Origin of the sequence: Erwinia sp. 9145 (assembly GCF_000745075.1) — a bacterium.
Taxonomy (GTDB): Bacteria; Pseudomonadota; Gammaproteobacteria; order Enterobacterales; family Enterobacteriaceae; genus Erwinia; species Erwinia oleae.
The window spans coordinates 2,969,932-2,990,937 of sequence record NZ_JQNE01000001.1; the positions used below are offsets into that span (position 1 = coordinate 2,969,932).

General features: G+C 56.6%; 20 protein-coding genes and 2 tRNA genes. 8 read left to right on the forward strand and 14 right to left on the reverse strand.

Going from position 1 to position 21,006, the window contains the following annotated elements:
• Nucleotide 1 precedes the first annotated feature (1 nt).
• The 3 genes from gudD to FA91_RS14130 are packed head-to-tail and all read right to left on the reverse strand — an operon-like array spanning nucleotide 2 to nucleotide 4,060.
• The gene (gene gudD / locus FA91_RS14120) at nucleotides 2-1,342 is read right to left on the reverse strand and encodes a glucarate dehydratase (RefSeq protein WP_034916643.1); all 1,341 of its coding nucleotides are present in this window, start codon (nucleotides 1,340-1,342) and stop codon (nucleotides 2-4) included.
• Nucleotides 1,343-1,366: 24 nt separating this feature from the next.
• Nucleotides 1,367-2,704, reverse strand: a complete 1,338-nt coding sequence (locus FA91_RS14125; RefSeq protein WP_034916644.1) for an enolase C-terminal domain-like protein — start codon at nucleotides 2,702-2,704, stop codon at nucleotides 1,367-1,369.
• Between the two features lie 9 nt (nucleotides 2,705-2,713).
• A complete protein-coding gene (locus tag FA91_RS14130) occupies nucleotides 2,714-4,060 on the reverse strand; it encodes an MFS transporter (protein WP_034916645.1) in 1,347 nt (448 codons plus the stop codon).
• A 520-nt stretch (nucleotides 4,061-4,580) separates the two neighbouring features.
• Between FA91_RS14130 and garD the strand changes: the two genes are divergently transcribed.
• Entirely contained in the window at nucleotides 4,581-6,140 is a 1,560-nt protein-coding gene (gene garD / locus FA91_RS14135; RefSeq protein WP_034916647.1) for a galactarate dehydratase, read from the forward strand.
• Between the two features lie 39 nt (nucleotides 6,141-6,179).
• Here the strand turns inward: garD and FA91_RS14140 are convergent, their stop codons facing one another.
• From FA91_RS14140 to syd, 4 genes are all read right to left on the reverse strand, one after another.
• Nucleotides 6,180-6,629, reverse strand: coding sequence for a flavodoxin (locus FA91_RS14140; RefSeq protein ID WP_034916648.1), 450 nt, complete (start codon nucleotides 6,627-6,629; stop codon nucleotides 6,180-6,182).
• Nucleotides 6,630-6,646: 17 nt separating this feature from the next.
• Nucleotides 6,647-7,432, reverse strand: coding sequence for a tRNA pseudouridine(65) synthase TruC (truC, locus tag FA91_RS14145; protein WP_034916650.1), 786 nt, complete (start codon nucleotides 7,430-7,432; stop codon nucleotides 6,647-6,649).
• Nucleotides 7,432-7,758, reverse strand: coding sequence for a YqcC family protein (locus tag FA91_RS14150; protein ID WP_034916651.1), 327 nt, complete (start codon nucleotides 7,756-7,758; stop codon nucleotides 7,432-7,434). Before FA91_RS14150 ends, truC begins: the two co-directional genes overlap by 1 nt.
• A 571-nt stretch (nucleotides 7,759-8,329) precedes the next feature.
• Entirely contained in the window at nucleotides 8,330-8,890 is a 561-nt protein-coding gene (gene syd, locus FA91_RS14155; RefSeq protein WP_034916653.1) for a SecY-interacting protein, read from the reverse strand.
• A gap of 111 nt (nucleotides 8,891-9,001) precedes the next feature.
• Here syd and queF point away from each other — a divergent pair, with 111 nt between their 5' ends.
• The 3 genes from queF to xni all read left to right on the forward strand — a co-directional run bounded on the left by queF (nucleotide 9,002) and on the right by xni (nucleotide 12,209).
• Entirely contained in the window at nucleotides 9,002-9,847 is an 846-nt protein-coding gene (gene queF, locus FA91_RS14160; RefSeq protein WP_034916655.1) for an NADPH-dependent 7-cyano-7-deazaguanine reductase QueF, read from the forward strand.
• A 170-nt stretch (nucleotides 9,848-10,017) separates the two neighbouring features.
• Nucleotides 10,018-11,382 (forward strand): nucleotide 5'-monophosphate nucleosidase PpnN, encoded by a 1,365-nt coding sequence (gene ppnN / locus FA91_RS14165; RefSeq protein ID WP_034916656.1) that lies wholly within the window; start codon nucleotides 10,018-10,020, stop codon nucleotides 11,380-11,382.
• Between the two features lie 41 nt (nucleotides 11,383-11,423).
• The gene (gene xni / locus FA91_RS14170) at nucleotides 11,424-12,209 is read left to right on the forward strand and encodes a flap endonuclease Xni (RefSeq protein ID WP_034916658.1); all 786 of its coding nucleotides are present in this window, start codon (nucleotides 11,424-11,426) and stop codon (nucleotides 12,207-12,209) included.
• Here the strand turns inward: xni and rlmM are convergent.
• From rlmM to FA91_RS14190, 4 genes are all read right to left on the reverse strand, one after another.
• Complete coding sequence (rlmM, locus tag FA91_RS14175; RefSeq protein WP_034916660.1) at nucleotides 12,206-13,300, reverse strand: 23S rRNA (cytidine(2498)-2'-O)-methyltransferase RlmM; 1,095 nt, start codon at nucleotides 13,298-13,300, stop codon at nucleotides 12,206-12,208. The genes xni and rlmM overlap by 4 nt on opposite strands.
• On the reverse strand, nucleotides 13,293-13,688 hold the full coding sequence (locus tag FA91_RS14180) for a DUF423 domain-containing protein (RefSeq protein WP_034916662.1): 396 nt from the start codon (nucleotides 13,686-13,688) through the stop codon (nucleotides 13,293-13,295). Before FA91_RS14180 ends, rlmM begins: the two co-directional genes overlap by 8 nt.
• A gap of 58 nt (nucleotides 13,689-13,746) precedes the next feature.
• A complete protein-coding gene (locus tag FA91_RS14185; protein WP_034916664.1) occupies nucleotides 13,747-14,664 on the reverse strand; it encodes a transcriptional regulator GcvA in 918 nt (305 codons plus the stop codon).
• Nucleotides 14,665-15,004: 340 nt separating this feature from the next.
• Entirely contained in the window at nucleotides 15,005-15,229 is a 225-nt protein-coding gene (locus FA91_RS14190) for a YgdI/YgdR family lipoprotein (protein WP_034916665.1), read from the reverse strand.
• A gap of 219 nt (nucleotides 15,230-15,448) precedes the next feature.
• Here FA91_RS14190 and csdA point away from each other — a divergent pair, with 219 nt between their 5' ends.
• Both csdA and csdE read left to right on the forward strand, forming a co-directional pair.
• Nucleotides 15,449-16,657, forward strand: a complete 1,209-nt coding sequence (gene csdA / locus FA91_RS14195) for a cysteine desulfurase CsdA (RefSeq protein ID WP_034916667.1) — start codon at nucleotides 15,449-15,451, stop codon at nucleotides 16,655-16,657.
• Complete coding sequence (gene csdE, locus FA91_RS14200) at nucleotides 16,657-17,097, forward strand: cysteine desulfurase sulfur acceptor subunit CsdE (protein WP_034919350.1); 441 nt, start codon at nucleotides 16,657-16,659, stop codon at nucleotides 17,095-17,097. Before csdA ends, csdE begins: the two co-directional genes overlap by 1 nt.
• Here csdE and tcdA read toward each other — a convergent pair.
• Nucleotides 17,092-17,892 (reverse strand): tRNA cyclic N6-threonylcarbamoyladenosine(37) synthase TcdA, encoded by an 801-nt coding sequence (gene tcdA, locus FA91_RS14205; RefSeq protein WP_034916669.1) that lies wholly within the window; start codon nucleotides 17,890-17,892, stop codon nucleotides 17,092-17,094. The two genes, csdE and tcdA, sit on opposite strands and share 6 nt — an antisense overlap.
• A 46-nt stretch (nucleotides 17,893-17,938) precedes the next feature.
• On the reverse strand, nucleotides 17,939-19,072 hold the full coding sequence (mltA, locus tag FA91_RS14210) for a murein transglycosylase A (protein WP_034916671.1): 1,134 nt from the start codon (nucleotides 19,070-19,072) through the stop codon (nucleotides 17,939-17,941).
• A gap of 205 nt (nucleotides 19,073-19,277) precedes the next feature.
• Here mltA and FA91_RS14215 point away from each other — a divergent pair.
• Nucleotides 19,278-19,354: transfer RNA gene (locus tag FA91_RS14215), tRNA-Met, on the forward strand.
• 66 nt (nucleotides 19,355-19,420) lie between these two features.
• Nucleotides 19,421-19,497 (forward strand) — tRNA-Met (locus tag FA91_RS14220).
• Nucleotides 19,498-19,570: 73 nt separating this feature from the next.
• Here FA91_RS14220 and amiC read toward each other — a convergent pair.
• On the reverse strand, nucleotides 19,571-20,821 hold the full coding sequence (gene amiC, locus FA91_RS14225; RefSeq protein WP_034916673.1) for an N-acetylmuramoyl-L-alanine amidase AmiC: 1,251 nt from the start codon (nucleotides 20,819-20,821) through the stop codon (nucleotides 19,571-19,573).
• Between the last annotated feature and the right edge of the window lie 185 nt (nucleotides 20,822-21,006).

Genomic DNA, 21,006 nt, shown 5'->3' on the forward strand with positions numbered 1-21,006 from the left:
ATTAGCGCACCAGACATGGGCGTTTATTGTCGAAGGTCCAGTTCGGCACCAGAAACTGCATGGCCTGCGCGTCATCGCGCGCGCCAAGCCCGTGCTGTTGATAGAGCTGGTTGGCTTTCATCACCTGATCCATATCCAGCTCAACGCCCAGCCCGGGTTTCTGCGGCACCTGTACCATGCCGCCTTTAATTTGCAGCGGCTCGCGGGTCAGGCGCTGATTACCCTCCTGCCAGATCCAGTGCGTATCGATAGCGGTGATATCGCCTGGCGCAGCGGCGGCAACGTGGGTAAACATCGCCAGTGAAATATCGAAATGGTTATTGGAGTGCGAGCCCCAGGTGAGACCGAACGCGTGACACATCTGCGCCACGCGAACGGAGCCCTGCATGGTCCAGAAATGCGGATCCGCCAGCGGAATGTCGACGGACTGTAGAGATAAAGTATGGCCCATCTGCCGCCAGTCGGTGGCAATCATATTGGTGGCGGTTGGCAGGCCGGTTGCCCGGCGAAACTCGGCCATCACCTCGCGGCCGGAGTAGCCCTGCTCGGCGCCGCACGGATCTTCTGCGTAGGCCAGCACGCCTTTCAGCTGTTTGCCCAGTCCGATCGCCTCTTCCAGCGACCACGCGCCGTTAGGATCGAGCGTCACGCGCGCCTGTGGGAAACGCTTCGCCAGCGCGGTCACGGCTTCCGCCTCTTCGCTGCCGGCCAGCACGCCACCTTTCAGTTTGAAATCGTTGAAGCCGTATTTTTCGTAAGCCGCTTCCGCCAGCCGCACCACCGCCTCCGGCGTCAGCGCTTCTTCATGGCGCAGGCGATACCAGTCGCAGGCCTCGTCCGGCTGGCTTTGGTATTCAAGCGACGTTTTGCGACGGTCGCCCACATAGAAGAGATAACCGAGCATTTCCACGCGATCGCGCTGTTGTCCATCGCCCAGCAGCGAGGCCACGTTGACGCCAAGATGCTGCCCGAGCAGATCCAGCAGCGCCGCTTCGATGCCGGTCACCACGTGAATGGTGGTGCGTAAGTCGAATGTCTGGGTGCCGCGTCCACCCGCGTCGCGGTCAGCAAAGGAGGCCCGCACGTGGTTGAGCAGGTTCTTATATTCACCCAGCGAATGGCCGACAATCAGCAAGGCCGCCTCCTCAAGCGTTTTGCGGATCTTCTCGCCGCCGGGTATCTCACCAACGCCGGTGTGGCCTGAGTTGTCTTTAATCATTACGATATTGCGGGTGAAGAATGGCGCATGCGCGCCGCTGAGGTTAAGCAACATACTGTCGCGGCCCGCAACGGGAATGACCTGCATTTCTGTGACCTTCGGGGTGGAACTTGTCTGACTCATGATTTTTTCCTTATATCCTGTGGGTCAGCGTCCGAAAGCTGGCCGTCTGCGATCGAATGTCCAGCCGGGAACGAGGTACTGCATCGCCGTCGCGTCGTTCCGCGAGCCGCCGGGCAACGTTTTGTAAAGCGCATGCGCCTGTTCAATCCGCTCCCAGTCCAGCTCCACGCCCAGCCCCGACGCGTCGGGCACGGCGATCTTGCCGTTGCGGATTTGCAGCGGTTCGCGGGTCAGGCGCTGATCGCCCTCCTGCCAGATCCAGTGCGTATCAATCGCCGTTGGCTTGCCCGGTGCGGCGGCGCCAACGTGGGTAAACATCGCCAGCGAGATATCGAAATGGTTATTGGAGTGGCATCCCCATGTCAGCCCCCAGTCATCACACAGCTGTGCCACGCGCACCGCGCCGCTCAGCGTCCAGAAGTGCGGGTCAGCCAGCGGAATATCGACGGCGTTGAGCATCACCGCATGGTTCATTTCCCGCCAGTTGGTGGCGATCATATTGGTGGCGACCGGCAGGCCGGTTGCGCGGCGAAATTCGGCCATGACTTCGCGTCCCGAATAGCCCTGTTCGGCACCGCACGGATCTTCGGCGTAGGTCAATACGCCATGCAGGTCTTTGCAGAGGGCGATCGCTTCATCCAGATGCCAGGCGCCGTTAGGATCGACGGTGATGCGCGCGTCCGGGAAGCGTTTCTTCAGCGCCTTCGCCGCATCAATCTCCTGCTCGCCCGGCAGCACGCCGCCTTTGAGTTTAAAGTCTTTGAAGCCGTATTTATCCTGCGCCGCCTCGGCCAGACGAACCACCGCCGCGCTGTCCATCGCCTTTTGATGGCGCAGGTGGTACCAGTCGTGCGTCGCCGCTTCGCCCGTCAGATAGGGCAGATCGGTTTTTTCGCGATCGCCGATGTAGAACAGGTAGCCGAGCACCGTCACCTCATCGCGCTGCTTGCCGGGGCCGAGCAGTTCAGCCACCGGCACATTCAGGCACTGGCCCAGCAGGTCAAGCAGCGCCGCTTCCAGCGCGGCCACGGCGTTCACCCGCAGTTCGAAAGTCCAGGCGCCTTTGCCGAAGGTATCGAAATCGGCAGACTGATTTCCCTTATGCACCGTCTGCACCAGCCGGTTCATGCGGGCAATCTCCTGCCCCTTCACCTGCGGAACAGCCTCCGTCAGCGTGCGGTAGATGGTTTCGCCACCCGGCGCTTCGCCCACCCCGGTATGCCCGGCGCTGTCCGTCAGCACCACGATATTGCGGGTGAAATACGCGCCGTGTGCACCGCCGATATTCAGCAGCATGCTATCGTGCCCGGCTACCGGAATGACCTTCATATCGGTGATAACCGGACTGCTTTGCGTCGTCATAACTCGTCCTTACAGAGATTTCAGTTCGATACGTTTGATGTCACGCACCAGCACCAGGTAGCTCAGTACGGCAACGAACGCGTGAATACCCACGTAGATCAACGCCCCGTTATAAGAACCTGTTGTCGCAATGATGTAGCCGATAGCGATGGGCGTGATGATGCCGGAAGCATTACCAAACATGTTGAACAGACCGCCGCTGAGGCCGCTGATCTCTTTGGGCGCCGTATCGGCCATCACCGCCCAGCCCAGCGCGCCGATGCCCTTACCGAAGAAGGCCAGCGCCATAAAGAACACCACCACCCATTCGGTATCAACGTAGTTACATACCACCATGGAGATGGAGAGCAGCATACCCAGCACAATCGGCGTTTTACGGGCGATATTCAGCGAGCCGGTTTTACGCATCAGCCAGTCGGAGATAACGCCGCCCAACACACCGCCGAGGAAACCGCAGACGGCCGGGATCGACGCAACAAATCCCGCTTTCAGGATCGACATGCCGCGCGCCTGCACCAGGTAAACCGGAAACCAGGTGATAAAGAAGTACGTCAACGCATTAATGCAGTACTGACCCAAATAGATGCCCAGCATCATGCGTGAACTGACCAGCTGTTTGATCTGATGAATCCTTTCGCCCCAGCCTGTTTTGCGCTCTTCCGCCTTGCGCTGATCCATATTGATCAGGGCGCCGCCCTGCTCCATGTACTCCAGCTCGGCCTGATTGACACCGGGATGGTCGTTTGGATCGTGAATGGCCTTCAGCCAGATAAAACTGATGATGATGCCCAGGCCGCCCATGAACCAGAAGACGTGCGCCCAGCCCACGGCGGAGGTCAGCCAGCCCATGATGGGCGCGAAAATAACCGTGGCGAAGTATTGTGCGGAGTTGAAGATTGCCACGGCGGTGCCGCGCTCCTGCGCCGGAAACCAGGCGGCAACAATGCGGCTGTTACCGGGGAAGGAAGGCGCTTCGGCCAGGCCGACGAGGAATCGCAGCATAAACAGCACGGCAACGATGGTGAAACCTTCGAAAAGGTCGACAAATCCCTGTAACAGCGTAAACAGCGACCAGAGGAAGATGCTCCAGAAATAGACGCGTTTGGAGCCGAAGCGGTCGAGCAGCCAGCCTCCGGGGATCTGCCCTATCACGTAGGCCCATGAGAATGCAGAAAAGATATAGCCAAGCCCTACCGGGTCAAGACCTATCTCTTTGGACATCGCGGAGCCGGCGATAGCGATAGTCGCGCGATCGCCGTAGTTGAAAGAGGTGACGATAAATAACATCACCACTATCCAGTAGCGAGCATTAGTTTTTTTTTGCACGGCGCTCGCGGCACTGCTGGTTGAATTCATGATGCACTCCTGAAATATAGCGGTCAGCTATTTTCACTCTGAACTGCATACACATCGCGTTGGGTATCAGAATGACATAGGGTTAAACACAGCGATTATTTTGCAGAATAGTCGTTACGCCACGTGGAATAACTTATCGTTCCGTTCGTTAAAAAGTATAAAAACCGTCGCATGCAATGGCATCGGAAAATAGCCCTATATATCCGCTCACTTAGCCGCAATTTTATGGCATATGCACATGACATTGCGTACTGGCTCACGCTTCGCCAGTGTTCTGTGGCAAGGGTCACACTCTTTTCGCTTATCCCTCTTCTTTGTGAGCACTCTCACTAATAACTGGTCGTATGCCACAAAAGATACTTTATCAGCCAGTTGATATCAGACAATTGCATAATGTGTTTGCCCCTGCCGCCTTCTATACTGATCCCAGCAGAACACGTCATTACATCACAATAATTAAAATGCTTTCGTTATTCAGAAAAACGTCCCTTTCTATCATTCAGTCAGGACATAGTGAGCAATGAACACTCCCGGAAACGATTCACCTCTGTATATAAAGGTGCATGAAAACGATAACGTCGCCATTGTCGTAAATAATAATGGGCTGACGGCGGGCACAGCATTTTCATGTGGTCTGGTATTAAAAGAGCATATTCCCCAGGGGCACAAAGTTGCCTTATCTGATATAGCTAAAGGCGCCGATATTATTCGCTACGGCGAAGTTATTGGTTACGCGCTGCGCGATATTGCGCGTGGTTGCTGGATTGACGAATCTCTGGTTATTTTGCCGGAAGCGCCCGATTTGGCCAGCCTGCCGCTGGCAACTGCCGTTCCGCCCGCGCTTGAGCCGCTGAAAGGCTATACCTTTGAGGGCTATCGCAACGCCGACGGCAGCGTCGGCACGCGAAATCTGCTGGCGATCACCACCAGCGTGCACTGTGTGGCGGGCGTGGTCGATCACGTGGTGAAAATCATTGAACGCCAACTGCTGCCCAACTATCCCAACGTGGACGGCGTAGTGGCGCTGAACCATCTCTACGGCTGTGGCGTGGCGATCAACGCGCCTGCCGCCGTGGTGCCTATCCGCACCATTCATAATCTTGCGCTGAACCCCAATTTTGGCGGTGAAGTGATGGTGGTCGGTTTGGGCTGTGAAAAACTCCAGCCGGAACGGCTGCTGGAAGGCACGCCTGACGTGCAGGCTATTTCGCTGGACGACAGCGATATCGTGCGTCTTCAGGATGAAAAACACGTCGGTTTTGAGTCGATGATCGTCGATATTCTTCAGGTCGCCGAACGTCATCTTCAGCGTCTTAATCAGCGTAAACGCGAAACGGTGCCCGCCTCGGAACTCGTTGTCGGTATGCAGTGCGGCGGCAGCGACGCATTCTCCGGCGTGACCGCCAATCCTGCCGTTGGCTTCGCCTCGGATCTGCTGGTGCGCTGCGGCGCCACGGTGATGTTTTCAGAGGTAACGGAGGTGCGCGATGCGGTGCACCTGCTGACGCCGCGCGTGGTGGACGAAGCAACCGGCAAACGGCTGCTGGAAGAGATGGCCTGGTATGACGACTATCTGAACATGGGTAAAACCGACCGCAGCGCCAATCCGTCGCCGGGAAACAAGAAAGGCGGACTGGCGAACGTGGTGGAGAAAGCGCTGGGTTCAATTGCCAAGTCCGGCCGCAGCGCCATTGCGGAAGTGCTTTCGCCCGGTCAACGCCCGACAAAACGTGGGCTGATATACGCCGCCACCCCCGCCAGCGATTTTGTCTGCGGTACGCAGCAGATGGCCTCTGGCATTACGCTCCAGGTATTCACTACCGGGCGCGGAACGCCTTATGGCCTGGCGGCCATTCCGGTAATTAAAATGGCGACGCGCAGCGCGCTGGCCGATCGCTGGCACGATCTGATGGATATCAATGCGGGCACCATCGCCACCGGCGAGGAGACGATTGAGCAGGTTGGCTGGCGGTTGTTTGAGCTGATTCTGGATATTGCCAGCGCCCGTAAGGAGACCTGGTCCGATCGCTGGGGGATTCATAACGCGCTGGCGGTGTTCAATCCGGCGCCCGTCACCTGATAAACCGCCGCCCCGACGACAACCTCGGGGCGGCCTGTTTCACTCTAACAGCGTCGCCCACGCTTCTATCCAGGGTGAGGTGACCTCTTCCGGCTCCGGGTTTTCCGCCGCATCCACCGTTAATACGTCGCCCAGGCGCGTGGCGCCGTGTTCCTGAAGCAGCGCATCGAATTTTTTACCGCCGCCGCAAAAGTGATCGTAGCTGCTGTCGCCAAGCGCGATGACGCCGTAGCGCAGCGTCGGCTGATGACCCAGTTTGTCATGAATATCGCGAAACAGCGGCGCAATGCTGTCCGGCAGTTCGCCCTGCCCGGTGGTTGATGTGACCACCAGCGCAACGTGTTGGGCATAGCGTTGCCAGTCATCAAGCGTTGGATCTTCAAAAATTTTTACCTGATGTCCCCGATCTGCCAGCAGCGGCTCCGCTTCTTCTGCAACCAGCAGCGCGTTGCCGTACATTGTGCCAACAAATATGCCTACCTGAGCCATTACCTTTCCTCTTCAACCTACGCGTTTACCGATGCACTATCCTGAATGCTGTCTGACGCAAACTCAACCCCGGCAACATCAGGGAGAACGTGCCGCCAGCCAAACTGCGCGATCGCATTCTGCCATACGGCGTCCATTCCGGCGCGAAGGACCAGCGGCTCGCCGGTGACCGGATGGTTGAGCCGCAGCTCGCTGGCATGCAGCATCAGTCGATCCATGCCAAAATTTGCCGCCGCGCTGCGGTTCTGGCGCAGATCGCCGTGCGCACTGTCGCCGATAATCGGGTGGCGGAGATGCGACATATGACGGCGCAGCTGGTGCTTGCGGCCCGTTTCCGGCTCAAGCGCCATCAGCGTAAAGCGTGATGTGTCGTAACGGCTCACCGCAACGGGAAGCTCCGCCGTCGCCAGCGAACGCCAGCGCGTGACCGCTGGCTGCGGTGCTTTTTCCGGCTGGCTGAATTTGTCTGCGATTTTATCCAGCTCTTCGGTCAGATCGTATGAGAGCCGCTCCTCGCCGCTGAGCCAGCCTCTGACCACCGCGTGATAGGTTTTTTGCAGCTGATGCTGCTCAAACTGCGTGGAGAGCAGACGCGCGACTTCGCCCGACAAGCCCATCAGCAGCACGCCGGAGGTGGGACGATCGAGCCGGTGAACGGTGAAAACGTGTTGACCTATCTGGTCGCGTACCGTCTGCATTACAAAGACTTTTTCGTGGCGATCCAGCCAGCTACGATGCACCAGCCACCCAGAGGGCTTATTCACCGCTACCAGCCAGCGATCCTGATAAATGATTTCCAGCATCAGCCGTTCGACTCAAAGAGCTGGTCGAGTTGATTCAGCGCGTGCAGCAGCTTTGCGCGTCCGGGCACGGCGCCTTCCAGCGCCATTTCATAGTAGGGGGCGATGGCGAGTTTTTCAGGCAGGGGCGAGCCCGCATCCAGCAGCGCCTGCATTCGTGGCAGAAAAACCCATTGCAGCCACTGCTCTGGCATCATGGTATCCACGCAAAAAGGCTCCTGACTTTCAAAGGCCGTGCTGCCAGGTGCGCAGGATTGCCAGAGGCCCGTGTCGTGCAGCACCTCTGCAATCGCCAGTAAGCGCGTCTGTACCTCTTCTGTGCGGATCATCAGATGTCTCCTGTTTCAGGTGTAGTAACGGTCACAAGCATAACATTCGCGGATGGCGCTGAGAAAAGTATGCACGAAAAAAGGGAGCACTGTGAAAACAGTGCTCCCGGTTCGTTTGCAGCTATCCGGCTACGTTAGTGCTCCCTGCTCGTCCTTGATAACTTTGTCCCTTGCGTCTTCCTTACAATTTCGCCATCCTGGCGAAGTCCCTGGCGTCCTGGCTCGCTGCCTATACTGGCAACTCTCATTCTCCATCCTGGAGGTGTCCCTGATCTCTTCCTGAGATATCCTTGCTTCTTCCTGAAGCCTGTCCCTGAATCATCTTCCCGATGTGTCCTGACTCATTCCATAAGTCACAGCATCCTTTCCGATGTCGCCTATTTTGACGGAAACGCATAACGAAACAATATAGCCGGGCAACGTAAAATGCGTAGTCACAGGTTTAGTGCACTGGCCAGAAATATAATTTTTTGATTCATATCACATTTATCATTTTGGCTTACGCTATGTCCGATCGTTTAAAAGCGATCTCTTACAGTCTATGTAAGAGATGTCTCACAAAAAGCGCAGGTTAAAATCTTACGTCGCCCGCTGATGGCGTGAGCTCATGCAGGAAAACGTCGGTCGTCGCCGCCAGAACGCTTCTTCTGTTGGTTCCCAGCGTTTCCTTAATCACCTCGCCGCTCAGATTACATACTGAGACAACATCCAGTTCAGACGATAGCGTGCCGATAAAAAGCGTCGGTGAGTGTTTGAGCCGGCGCTTCATCAGCAGGTGCCCAATCAGATTTTCCTGCACGCGGACAAAGTCCTCTTCGCTCCAGGTTTGCAGCAGCGTCACTCTCTCTCCGGCCAGCTCAGCATGCATGTCACCGGCAAACTGCGTCGTGTACCAGGCCACAACCGAAGGCTGAAGGCGTATATCAAGCGCGCGCTCAACCGCATCCAGATTTTTTGCCAGCGTAAAAGGCTGCGGAAGCCAGTAAATCTCATCGGTCGTGGTGCTTTCAATACAGGGCGAAGGCACGCCAAAAAGTTCGCTGCTGGCAGGCGGATGCGCGCGCTCATGCTGCCATGCATCACAGTAGCGGCGGGTAAAATCGCTAAGGGCCTGAGCCGTTTCATCAATCATTATTTTTTCACTCTCTGCTGCCTGAGTTACACTAGGTTTACGCCAGACCGGGACAGCACCGCCGGTCTGCCCTTTTTTTTGCCAGGCCCAGGCTGGCCATAAGAGAATACGATGTCTTCACAGAATTCGCATCAGGCGTTAAGCGGCCTGACGTTGGGAAAACCCACCGAATATCACGATACCTACCAACCCTCTTTACTCCAGGCGGTGCCGCGCAGCATGAATCGCGAGCCGCTTGGGCTTTTCCCGGAGAGCCTGCCGTTCCACGGCGCCGATATCTGGACCCTGTATGAACTCTCCTGGCTGAATGCCAACGGCCTGCCACAGGTCGCCCTGGGCGAAGTGACTCTGGATGCCAGCAGCCAGAATTTGATCGAATCAAAAAGCTTCAAGCTCTATCTTAACAGCTTTAACCAGACTCGTTTTGCCCATTGGGACGAGGTGCGCGCCACGCTGGAGCGTGACCTCCGCGCTTGTGCGCAGGGCGACATTAACGTTGAGCTGTTCTCTTTGCAGACGATCGAGGGGCAGCCCGTGGGCCATTTCGCCGGTCACTGTATTGACGCGCAGGATATCGCGATTGATAACTATCACTTCACCACCGACTATCTGGTTAACGCCACCCACCCGGAAAAGGTGGAAGAGCAACTGGTGAGCCACCTGCTAAAATCCAACTGCCTGATCACCAACCAGCCGGACTGGGGTTCGGTGCAAATTAGCTACAGCGGGCCGCGTATCGATCGCGAAGCGCTGCTGCGCTATCTGGTGTCGTTTCGGCATCACAATGAGTTTCATGAGCAGTGCGTGGAGCGGATTTTTAATGATATCCAGCGTTTCTGCCAGCCGGAGAGCCTCAGCGTTTATGCGCGTTACACGCGTCGCGGCGGCCTGGATATTAACCCCTGGCGCAGCAACGGCGAGTTCAGCCCTGCGCGCTCGCGCCTGGCGCGTCAGTAAACGGGGCGTTTTTGCGTAGCGCTACGCATTGTTTATCACATCTGATATCTAATCTCGCTAAACACAACTATTCTGAGGACGGTTTATCCCGTCTCAGGGACATTTTCTCTTCACGGCTTTTGCATCCGCCAGCCGTGAAGCGCCGCCCGGAGGGGCGTAAAGGAGTAGATTTGATTACACATATCAGCCCGCTGGGCTCAATGGATCTGCTTTCGCAGCTTGAAGTGGACATGCTTAAGCAAACGGCCAGCAGCGATCTGTACCAGCTTTTCCGTAACTGTTCTCTTGCCGTACTCAACTCCGGCAGCCAGACCGACAGCAGCCACGAGCTGCTTGCGCGCTACAAAAATTTTGACATCAACGTGCTGCGCCGCGAGCGCGGCGTTAAGCTTGAGCTGATCAATCCACCGGAAGAGGCATTCGTTGACGGGCGCATTATCCGCTCGCTTCAGGCGAACCTGTTCGCAGTGCTGCGCGATATTCTGTTCGTGAATGGAAAGCTGAACGGCGCCAGCCAGGCGACGCACCTGAGCAGCGATGATTCAGTGCATATCACCAATCAGGTATTTTCCATTTTACGTAACGCGCGCGCGCTTCACGTTGGTGAAGAGCCCAACACCGTGGTGTGCTGGGGCGGTCACTCCATCAACCCCGTGGAGTATCAGTACTGTCGTAACGTGGGTTCGCAGCTTGGCCTGCGCGAGCTGAATATCTGCACCGGCTGCGGGCCGGGCGTGATGGAAGCCCCCATGAAAGGCGCCGCCGTAGGTCATGCGCAGCAGCGCTATAAAGAAGGCCGCTTTATCGGTCTGACCGAGCCATCAATCATCGCGGCAGAACCGCCGAATCCGCTGGTGAATGAGCTGATTATCATGCCGGATATTGAAAAGCGACTGGAAGCCTTTGTGCGCATCGCTCACGGCATTCTCATTTTCCCTGGCGGCGTCGGCACGGCGGAGGAACTGCTCTACCTGCTCGGCATTCTGATGAATCCACACAATAAGAATCAGGTGCTGCCGCTGATCCTTACCGGCCCGAAAGAGAGCGCTGACTACTTCCGCGTGATGGACGAGTTTATTGTGAGTACGCTGGGCGAAGCGGCGCGCAAGCATTACACCATCATCATTGACGACGCGGCAGAAGTGGCGCGGCTGATGAAAGACGCGATGCCGCGCGTAAAAGAGCATCGGCGGCAAACCGAGGACGCCTACAGCTTCAACTGGTCTATACGTATTTCGCCCGATCTCCAGATGCCATTTGTGCCAACGCATGAAAATATGGCTGACCTGAACCTTTATCCAAACCAGCCAGCGGAACGGCTTGCCGCCTCGCTGCGCAGGGCTTTTTCAGGCATCGTGGCCGGAAACGTGAAGGATGTCGGTATCAAAGCCATCAAAGAAAAAGGCCCTTACCAGCTGCACGGCGACTCTGACATGATGCGCCGCATGGACGATTTGCTACAGGGATTTGTCGCTCAGCATCGTATGAAGCTGCCGGGCACCGCGTATATTCCCTGCTACAAAATCATCAAGTAACCCTAACGGAGCGGCCAGCCGCTCCTTATCAGACGCTGCTTATGACTCTTCACCTGCTGATTGTTGATGCTCTTAATCTTATTCGCCGCATTCATGCGGTTCAGGGATCGCCCTGCCAACAGGCATGCGTGCATGCGCTACAGCAGTTGCTGATGCACAGCCAGCCCACCCACGCTGTGGCGGTATTTGACGACGAGGAACGTCGCGAAGGCTGGCGGCATCGGCTGCTGCCTGACTACAAGGCCGGGCGAACGCCAATGCCCGATTCGCTGCAACAGGAGATGCCCGCGCTGCGCACTGCGTTTGAAAGCGCGGGCGTGCGCTGCTGGCACAATGCCGGCGAAGAAGCGGACGATTTAGCCGCTACGCTGGCGACGAAGGTGGCGGAGAGCGGTCATCAGGCCACTATCGTTTCTACGGATAAGGGATATTGTCAGCTTCTGGCGCCGCAAATTCTGATCCGCGACTACTTTCAGAAACGCTGGCTGGACGTGCCTTTTATCGCCAGCGAATTTGGCGTGACGCCCGCACAGCTGCCGGACTTTTGGGGACTGGCGGGCATCAGCAGCAGTAAAGTTCCCGGCGTGCCGGGCATCGGCGCAAAAAGTGCTGCGGAGCTGCTGCAATCCTTTGAGTCGATTGAGGGTATTTACAAAAATATCCAGTCCGTACCAGAGAAATGGCGTAAGAAGCTGGAGCAGCATCGCGATGCGGCGCAGATCTGTCGGCAGGTCGCCACCCTAAAAACCGACCTGGCGCTGGAAGGAAACCTGAAGGATTTAAGATTGCCGCCCCCGCCCGCCGATCGAACGGGTTTACCGGACTAGTCGCGACGACCCGGCGAGGCGCTCCAGATGCGGCGGATATGCACCGTCACCTCTTCACGATCGTGATAGAGCTGCCGCGCCTGGATCTGCGCGTTGATGCCGTTGGCTTTCAGCTTCTCGTCGATCATCGCCAGGTTCTGTGAAACCTCTTCATAGCGCTTTTTCATCGGCAGCTTGAGATTGAAAATGGTTTCGCGGCACCAGCCGTTTACCAGCCAGTCCGCCATCAGATTAGCCACGCGAACCGGTTTTTCCACCATATCGCACACCAGCCAGTAGATGTTGCTGCGCGTCGGACGGTATCTGAAACCATCTTCACGGTGATGGAAAACCTGCCCGGTATCCATCAGGCTCGGCGCCATCGGGCCGTTATCCACCGCGTGAACCATCATGCTGCGCTTCACTAACTGATAGGTCCAGCCGCCGGGGCAGGCACCCAGATCCACCGCATACAGACCGCTGCCGAGGCGCTCTTCCCACTCATCGGCAGGCACAAAAACGTGAAAGGCTTCTTCCAGCTTCAGCGTGGATCGGCTTGGCGCATCGGCCGGGAATTTTAATCGCGGTATGCCCATAAAGAATGGCGAATTGTTTTGCGGCAGCGAGTAGCCCACATAGCAGTGGCCGGGAGCGATGAAAAAGACATGCACCACCGGGCGCTTATTGCTCTCATAGTTGAGCAGAATACCCGTCGAACGCAAGCTGGCCCGCAGCGGAACGGTGAATTTACGGCAGAACTTCAGCAGCTCTTTACTTTCATTGGTGTCCGGCACCTCAACGCGCAGTTCACCGCCCTTCTCTACCGCCCCGGTAAGCATCGCCACCACCGGCGTAATGCGATCCTCAGAAGGAAGATCGCGCAGCAGTTCGCCCACCACCAGCATCTGACGAGAAAAAATAAGCTGGCTGAACGGCAGCGTGGCAATCAGCTTTTCCGCCTCGCCGGGCTGATAACACTCAAAAAGCACATAGCCGGAATCGTCTTTAACACGCGTAAAACCGAAGATTTCCAGAGCGGCGGCACGGGCGGTAATTTCCGCCGCGCACTCTTTCTCAAAACCCTGGCGGCAATAGAGTAAAACCTTATTCATGACGTTCTGCCTTCTTTTTCAGACGCAGCGCGCCAACTAACATTAACAGCCAGCCCACCAGGAAACAGGTGCCGCCGACGGGTGTTACGTACACCCACAATTTAAGATGCGACAGCGCCAGACAATAAAGGCTGCCGCTAAAAAGCACCGTTCCCAGCGCAAGCAGCGCGCTGCTCCAGTAAAACCAGATATTGGCGCGCCGCAGCATGGCGGCAGCCAGCCCGATAATCGCCAGCGTATGGAAGCCCTGATAGTCCAGACCGGTTTTCAACCAGGCCATCTCAGTTGGCCCCAGAGACTTACTCAGTACATGAGCGCCAAACGCGCCCAGCATGACAAACACCAGCCCGCTAATCGCTGAAAAAACCAGCATTGCACGACTCGACATCACCGTCATCCTCTATGGTGGTACGCGCCGCCTCGGCCACGCGTAATAAATTCATTACTCAGCTTTCATAACGAAAGCGAAACTTTTCCTGCTCGCTGGCCGCTTTTGCCAGAATCCACTGCCGGAAGGCGGCTATTTTACCCAGTTCTGCCTGGCTGTCATGACAAACCAGATAAAAAGCATGTTTACTGACTAAAACGTCGTTAAACGGGCAGACCAGACGCCCCGCTTCGATCTCCGTTTGCGCCATCACGTTATTGGCTAATGCAATGCCCTGACCGTGGATCGCCGCCTGCAACACCATCGCGCTGTGGCTGAAAATCGGCCCCTGCTGAACGTTAATATGCGCCACGCCCAGCTGGCGGGTATAGGACTGCCAGTCGCGCCGTGACGCGTCATGCAACAGCGTGTGGTTAGCCAGATCTGCCGGCGTTTTTAGTGGGCGATCGCCGGTCAGCAGCAGCGGCGAGCAGACGGGCAAGAGATACTCGGCATAGAGTTTTTCCACCCGAAGGCCAGGCCAGTTGCCGCGCCCGTAAAAAATCGCCACATCGACATCGTCGGCCAGTTTCTCTTCATCGCGGTCAACGGCCTGAATGCGTACGTCGATCCCCGGATAAGCTGTATTAAAGCTGGAAAGGCGAGGCACCAGCCACTGGATCGCAAAGCTCGGCAGCAGGCTGACGGTCAGCGCGCCCTTGGCGCTGCGTGCCTGAAGCCTGCGCGTGGCGTCATTGAGCGCGGTAAAAATGTCTTTGATATCGAGAGAGTAACTTTGCCCCTCTTCCGTGAGCAGCAGTGAGCGATTACGGCGTCGGAACAGCTTCAGGCCAAGGAAATCTTCCAGCGATTTAATCTGATGACTGACCGCGGCCTGGGTCACGAACAGCTCCTCAGCGGCTTTGGTAAAGCTGAGATGACGCGCGGCAGCATCGAAAACGCGTAGCGCATTGAGTGGAGGAAGACGTTTGGACATGTTTACCGGATACGTGAGTCAGCGAGTCAGACGCAAGGCGCCTTGTGGCACATTACGTATTAGTTTTTTTTATCCGAAGCATTATAAATTGTCCGTTGAGGATGCGCCAGCAAATACCTATAGTTGCCGCACTTCCAGAGCCGGAACGAAAAACGGTTTAAAGTTTGAGTTGTTACGCAGATTTTAGCGGTTTTTGGCTTGTGGTCGTGATGTTGTGTTTGCAATTGATCTGACGATTTTCAGATCCGGTAGCGTCGCTACCTTTTAACGTAAGATTTACCTGTCTGTCCAAAACGATTTAACAGCACCGCAAATTGCGGTGCTTTTTTTTATCTGGAACTTACTGGCCCATCTCTACCATCTCTTTAACATCAGAGCGGTTAATTTGCTGTTTGTTACCATTGGCATCCTTATAGCTAATCATACCGGTATCATCATCAACGACAGGTTTGCCGTCGGCAACGATAGTGCGACCATCATTGGTATGCATAACATAGTTGCTGGAACACGCAGCCAGGGTAAAGGTCATGGCGCAGGCGGCCATAATAGCAGCTAATTTTTTCATCTTTATATCTCCTTGCAGATAGAAGTGCGATAAACCACCCTAAGAGCGTAGCCTGAAAGTAAAACACAGCCAGCCGGAAGGTCTCTTATTTGCGGGTAATAGTCTAAACCTTGCATAATCCAGCATAACGCGCTTTGGCAACATTGCCAGAAAATGGCCTGTAATTCAGTCTGGTCCTGAACAATACCGCACTTATTCATTAATGATGCAGAGAAGAAAATGACTCTATTTAACGTCACCGACTTTCGTCAGCAGTTCCCCGCGCTGAACGATGCAGGCGTTTACCTCGACAGCGCCGCCACCACGCTGAAGCCGCTGGCGGTGATTGACGCAACGCGCCAGTTTTACAGTCTCAGCGCCGGTACGGTGCACCGCAGTCAGTTCGCTGAAGCGCAGGCGCTGACGGAACGCTACGAGCACGCCAGAAGCCAGGTCGCTGGTCTGTTGAACGCGCCTGACGCAAAAAATATTGTCTGGACTAAAGGCACCACCGAAGCCATCAATCTGGTGGCGCAGGGCTACTTTCGTCCCCGCTTACGGCCGGGCGATGAGATTGTGGTCAGCGAGGCCGAGCACCACGCAAACCTGGTGCCCTGGCTGATGGTTGCGGCGCAGACCGGCGCGAAGGTAATAAAGTGGCCGCTTGGCGACGATCGCCTTCCTGATATCAACCAGCTCCCGGCGCTGCTCTCAGTGCGAACAAAAGTGCTGGCGCTGGGGCAGATGTCGAACGTTACCGGCGGTTGTCCGGATATTGCGCGCGCCATTTCGCTGGCGCATCAGGCTGGCGCAAAGGTGATGATCGACGGCGCGCAGGGCGTGGTTCACGCGCCGCCGGATGTGACGGCGCTGGATATCGACTTTTACGCTTTTTCCGCCCATAAGCTCTATGGCCCGATGGGAACTGGCGTGCTGTATGGCAAAACGGCGCTGCTGGAAGAGATGCAGCCCTGGCAGGGCGGCGGCAAGATGCTGAGCGTCGTGAGCTTTGACGGCTTTACGCCGCAGCCGGTTCCATGGCGCTTTGAAGCGGGCACGCCAAACGTGGCGGGCGTAATCGGCCTGAGCGCCGCGCTCTCCTGGCTTGAAACGTGCGATATGACGGCGGCAGAGAGCTGGAGCCGCGAACTGACCGACCGGGCTGAAGAACGCCTCGCCGCCCTGCCTGGTTTCCGCAGCTTTCGCACCAGCGGCGCCAGCCTGCTCTCCTTCGATATTAAAGGTCTGCATCACAGCGATGTGGTCACGCTACTGGCGGAAAGCGGCATTTGTTTGCGTGCGGGGCAGCACTGTGCGCAGCCGCTGATCCAGGCGCTGGGCGTCAGCGGCACGCTACGCGCCTCCTTTGCCCCATATAATACGCACGCGGACGTCGAGGCGCTGGTCAGCGGCCTGGCCACCGCCGTTGATCTTCTGGGAGAGTCATGATGAGTAACGAACTGCTCGCCCCGCATCCCTTTGGCGACCTGATTACCATCGATAGCCTGAAGCTGAAATTTTCCGCCTTTACGCAGTGGGAAGAGCGCTATCGTCAGCTTATTCTGTTGGGTAAGCAATTGCCGCCGCTGCCGGAAGCGCTGAAGGTGGCTGAGATTGAGCTAAGCGGCTGTGAAAATCGCGTCTGGCTGGGGCATCAGACGCTGGCGGACGGCAGGCTGCATTTCTATGGCGACAGCGAAGGCCGTATCGTTCGCGGGTTGCTGGCGGTGCTGCTCACCGCCGTAGAGGGCCAGCACGCGGAAACATTGAAGAACAGCGATCCGCTGGCGTTATTTGAAGCGCTGGGATTACGCAATCAGCTCAGCGCTTCGCGCAGCGCCGGACTGAACGCGCTGGCCGCCGCCGTTACCCGCGCAGCGAATTCATGATCGCGCGGCTTTCGCCAGCATTTTTTTCAGGACGTGAGAGACGGCGACAAAACCAAAGGTTGCCGTCACCATCGTCGCCGCACCGAAGCCAGAGGCGCAGTCCATCCTCTTCGGCCCTTCCGCCGTGCTGCGCGAGGCGCACACCGAACCGTCCGGCTGCGGATAAACCAGCGCTTCGGTAGAGAACACGCAGTCGATACCCAACTTACCTTTACTATTCTTCACGATGGCAAAATCGTGCTTCAACCGCTCGCGCAGTTTCGCCGCCAGCGGGTCCTGAATGGTTTTCGCCAGGTCAGCGACCATGATCTGCGTGGGATCGATCTGCCCGCCCGCGCCGCCGGTGGTCACCAGCGGGATCTTATTGCGCCGGCACCAGGCCAGCAGCGCCGCCTTTGGCCGCACGCTATCAATGGCGTCGATCACCCAGGTGAAATCTTTTGTGATCAGCCCGGCCACGTTATCGGCAGTGATAAAATCATCGACGCAGGTTACGCGACATTCGGGATTGATTGCCAGAATCCGCGCCGCCATGATCTCCGTTTTCGCCTGTCCCACCGTCTCTTTCATGGCATGGATTTGGCGGTTGGTGTTGGTGATGCAGACATCATCCATATCAATCAGCGTGATGGCGCCGATGCCGGTGCGTGCCAGCGCTTCGGCGGCCCAGGAGCCCACGCCGCCGATGCCGACAACACAGATATGCGCATCGGCGAACAGGCGCAGCGCGTCCTGCCCGTACAGCCGTGCCGTACCACCAAAGCGCTGAAGCCAGGCGTCAGAAAGAGAAGTCATTTTTACCTCAGAAATAGTGCGGGCCGCGCTTGCAGCCCGCAAAGGGCTACTGGCTGAACGGCGAACTGTTTTGCGCGGTCGAGAACAGCGGCGTTCCGGCGCCGGGCGCGGCGTTCAGCACCCAGACGCGGCCATAATGGTTAAACCAGCCGGCCATATGCCCGGCCTGATCGCCGATGCCCTGATAAATATCGAAGTGCTGTCCTTTAATGGCGCCGCCCACGTCGAGGGACACCATCATGCGCATCTCATATTTTCCGGTAAATTTACCGTTGTTGTCCAGCAGCGGAACTTCCGCCAGCAGCGCCGTACCCGGCGGGATGAGCGCGCGATCGGATGCAACAGAAGCTTTGGCGATCAGCGGAACGGCGCTGGCACCGCGCACCGGCGCGAAATCCTCTGGCTTGAAGAAAACAAAGGACGGATTCTGTTCCAGCAGTTCGCGCACTTCGGCCGGGCTGTGCTCCTCGCCCCATTTGCGGATAGCCTGCATCGACATATCTTCCCGCTTCACTTCGCCCCGGTCGATCAATACTTTGCCGATGCTGCGATAAGCATGGCCGTTTTTGCCGCCGTAGCCGAAGAACATCAGCGGACGACCATCACCGTAGTCAACGTAGCCGCTGCCCTGCACGTCCATAATAAAGTTGTCCATCAGCGAATTGCTGTAGCCGATGACGTAACGTTCGCTCAGCGCGCCGCTGTAAATCTCTGCGCGGCTGGGCAGGCGTCCGCCACGGCTGCGCGGCGGCATACGATAAAGCGGATACTGGAACTCGCCCTGACGGGTGTAGCGCGCCTGAATAACCGGCGTGTAGTAGCCGGTAAACTGCACGTTGCCATAGTTATCCGTACCTTCCATCTGGTAAGCATTCAAACCAAACTGGCGAAGCTGTCGCGTGTCGCCGCCGGCCATCAGCCAGCTTTGCAGCGCGTTGTAGGTGCTGGTATGACGTGAATAGAGCGCGGAGGAGGCATATCGCACCTCCATCAGCTGATCGACAAAATCTTTTCCGTTTACCGGTCGGCCTTTCGCATTAGGCTGGTTCACCAGGCCCAGCGGCGCTTCCAGCTTGCCGTCTTTATATTGCTGCCCACGATCGGTCGGTTTTGATGAACACCCGGCCAGCACGGCGATTACCAGGCCGGTGACCGCATACTTTGCCCAATTTCCTTTCATTCTTCTTTTTACCTTTTTACGCCATTCGCGACCGAAGATAGCAAAGCGTCTGACAGAATTAAACGTGCTCGCTGAAATGTTGTCCAAACAAGGATAACAATGCGGCAACATGCGGAGAAATTAGGCAATTAGCGCTATTTTATCCACTTTATTGCAAAAGGGGGTTGCATCAAAAACGAGGCAGCGTATAGTGCGCATCCACGGACGCGGGATGGAGCAGCCTGGTAGCTCGTCGGGCTCATAACCCGAAGGTCGTCGGTTCAAATCCGGCTCCCGCAACCAATCTCTCGTTGAGAGAAGCAGTAGAAATCGTTGTCGTGATGGAAGCGGCAACCCGTAGTAGACGGACGCGGGATGGAGCAGCCTGGTAGCTCGTCGGGCTCATAACCCGAAGGTCGTCGGTTCAAATCCGGCTCCCGCAACCACTTAAACACCTTAACGGGTGTTTTTTTGTTTCTGAATTTCCCCGATTGCCACCTCCCTGTGACAACGCTTCTGCTATTTTCGCGGCGCCAGCGGCGCGCCGTTGGCGAAATAGGCTTTAATACCTGCCAGAATGGAATCCGCCACCTGATGCTGAAAGCGCGTGGTACGCAACTTGCGCTCCTCATCCAGATTACTGATAAACGCCGTTTCCACCAGAATCGACGGGATATCCGGCGCCTTCAACACGGCAAAACCGGCCTGATCGATCGTTTTTTTATGCAGATGATTTACCTTGCCCAGCCTTGAGAGCACTTCCCGGCCAAATTTCAGGCTGTCGTTAATGGTCAGGCTCTGCACCATATCGAACATGGTGTGATCGAGGTAGCGATCGCCGCTGCGGCTGACGCCGCCGATCAGGTCAGATTCGTTTTGCGTCTGCGCCAGATAGCGCGCGGCGGTGCTGGTTGCGCCGCTGGTCGACAGTGCGAAAACGGACGAACCACGCGCGGCGCGGCTGGTAAAGGCGTCGGCGTGAATGGAAACAAACAGATCTGCGCGCTGCTTACGCGCTTTCGCCACCCGCACTTTTAAAGGAATAAACACGTCTTCGTTGCGCGTCATCCAGGCGCGCATATTGGGCTCTTTATCAATCAACGTTTTCAGACGGCGGGCAATTTTCAGCACGATGTCCTTTTCTCGCGTCTTGTTTTTACCCACGGCGCCAGAGTCCTCGCCGCCGTGACCGGGATCGAGCATGATCACAATTGGTCTGTCCCGTCCGGCCTTGCCTGGCAGCGCCGCCTCCGCTGGCTGGCTGCTCTCCAGATCGCCCTTGTTATACTCCTCCAACAGCGCCAGCAGCGGATCGTCCTGATGATTGCTGCTGCGGTTGCTGGCCGGATAGAGATCCAGCACCAGGCGATGACGGATCCCGGCCACGGGTTCAAGCGTAAAGACTTTTGGCGTGACGTTTTGCTTCAGCTCAATCACCAGCCGTACCGTATCGCGATCGAACTGTCCGACGCGCGCGTTCTTTATATAGGGATCGTCGCTGCGCACCAGGTTGCCCACGTTCCTGAGCACATGATTAAGGTTTATGTTTTTAATATCCACCACGATCCGCTGAGGATTGCTTAATGCAAACTGCTTATAACGGAGTGATGTGCCGGATTCGAGGGTAAGTCGCGAGTAGGTCGATGAGGGCCAGATGCGTATCGCAACAATATTTTGCGCAGCCAGGCCAACTTTACTGACGCTGAGCAACAGCACAGCGCCCGCGCTCTTTAGCCATCGCCGTCTGCCCGGAGAAGATAAATCGGTCATACTGTCCCAGTCTGCTGTGGTATGTACAAAAAAAAGCCAAATGATGACAATGGTGAAAAACTTTAGCGAATCAGGCGGACGGTGTCATCAATAAACCGGCTGATGAAGAGAAACTTTACGCGCTATTGGTTGAAAACAGATAATAATTGTTACTTGCATCAAACGGGTAAAAAGAATAAAAATAC

Excerpts from the sequence above, each read along its gene's own strand:
- garD (WP_034916647.1), top strand. The coding sequence starts at position 4,581 with ATGAACACTCCCGGAAACGATTCACCTCTGTATATAAAGGTGCATGAA.
- xni (WP_034916658.1), top strand. The coding sequence starts at position 11,424 with ATGACTCTTCACCTGCTGATTGTTGATGCTCTTAATCTTATTCGCCGC.
- tcdA (WP_034916669.1), bottom strand. The coding sequence starts at position 17,892 with ATGACTTCTCTTTCTGACGCCTGGCTTCAGCGCTTTGGTGGTACGGCA.
- gudD (WP_034916643.1), bottom strand. The coding sequence starts at position 1,342 with ATGAGTCAGACAAGTTCCACCCCGAAGGTCACAGAAATGCAGGTCATT.
- amiC (WP_034916673.1), bottom strand. The coding sequence starts at position 20,821 with ATGACCGATTTATCTTCTCCGGGCAGACGGCGATGGCTAAAGAGCGCG.
- FA91_RS14180 (WP_034916662.1), bottom strand. The coding sequence starts at position 13,688 with ATGTCGAGTCGTGCAATGCTGGTTTTTTCAGCGATTAGCGGGCTGGTG.
- FA91_RS14125 (WP_034916644.1), bottom strand. The coding sequence starts at position 2,704 with ATGACGACGCAAAGCAGTCCGGTTATCACCGATATGAAGGTCATTCCG.
- mltA (WP_034916671.1), bottom strand. The coding sequence starts at position 19,072 with ATGAAAGGAAATTGGGCAAAGTATGCGGTCACCGGCCTGGTAATCGCC.
- FA91_RS14140 (WP_034916648.1), bottom strand. The coding sequence starts at position 6,629 with ATGGCTCAGGTAGGCATATTTGTTGGCACAATGTACGGCAACGCGCTG.
- FA91_RS14185 (WP_034916664.1), bottom strand. The coding sequence starts at position 14,664 with ATGTCCAAACGTCTTCCTCCACTCAATGCGCTACGCGTTTTCGATGCT.
- queF (WP_034916655.1), top strand. The coding sequence starts at position 9,002 with ATGTCTTCACAGAATTCGCATCAGGCGTTAAGCGGCCTGACGTTGGGA.
- truC (WP_034916650.1), bottom strand. The coding sequence starts at position 7,432 with ATGCTGGAAATCATTTATCAGGATCGCTGGCTGGTAGCGGTGAATAAG.
- syd (WP_034916653.1), bottom strand. The coding sequence starts at position 8,890 with ATGATTGATGAAACGGCTCAGGCCCTTAGCGATTTTACCCGCCGCTAC.
- csdE (WP_034919350.1), top strand. The coding sequence starts at position 16,657 with ATGAGTAACGAACTGCTCGCCCCGCATCCCTTTGGCGACCTGATTACC.
- csdA (WP_034916667.1), top strand. The coding sequence starts at position 15,449 with ATGACTCTATTTAACGTCACCGACTTTCGTCAGCAGTTCCCCGCGCTG.
- FA91_RS14190 (WP_034916665.1), bottom strand. The coding sequence starts at position 15,229 with ATGAAAAAATTAGCTGCTATTATGGCCGCCTGCGCCATGACCTTTACC.
- FA91_RS14150 (WP_034916651.1), bottom strand. The coding sequence starts at position 7,758 with ATGATCCGCACAGAAGAGGTACAGACGCGCTTACTGGCGATTGCAGAG.
- FA91_RS14130 (WP_034916645.1), bottom strand. The coding sequence starts at position 4,060 with ATGAATTCAACCAGCAGTGCCGCGAGCGCCGTGCAAAAAAAAACTAAT.
- rlmM (WP_034916660.1), bottom strand. The coding sequence starts at position 13,300 with ATGAATAAGGTTTTACTCTATTGCCGCCAGGGTTTTGAGAAAGAGTGC.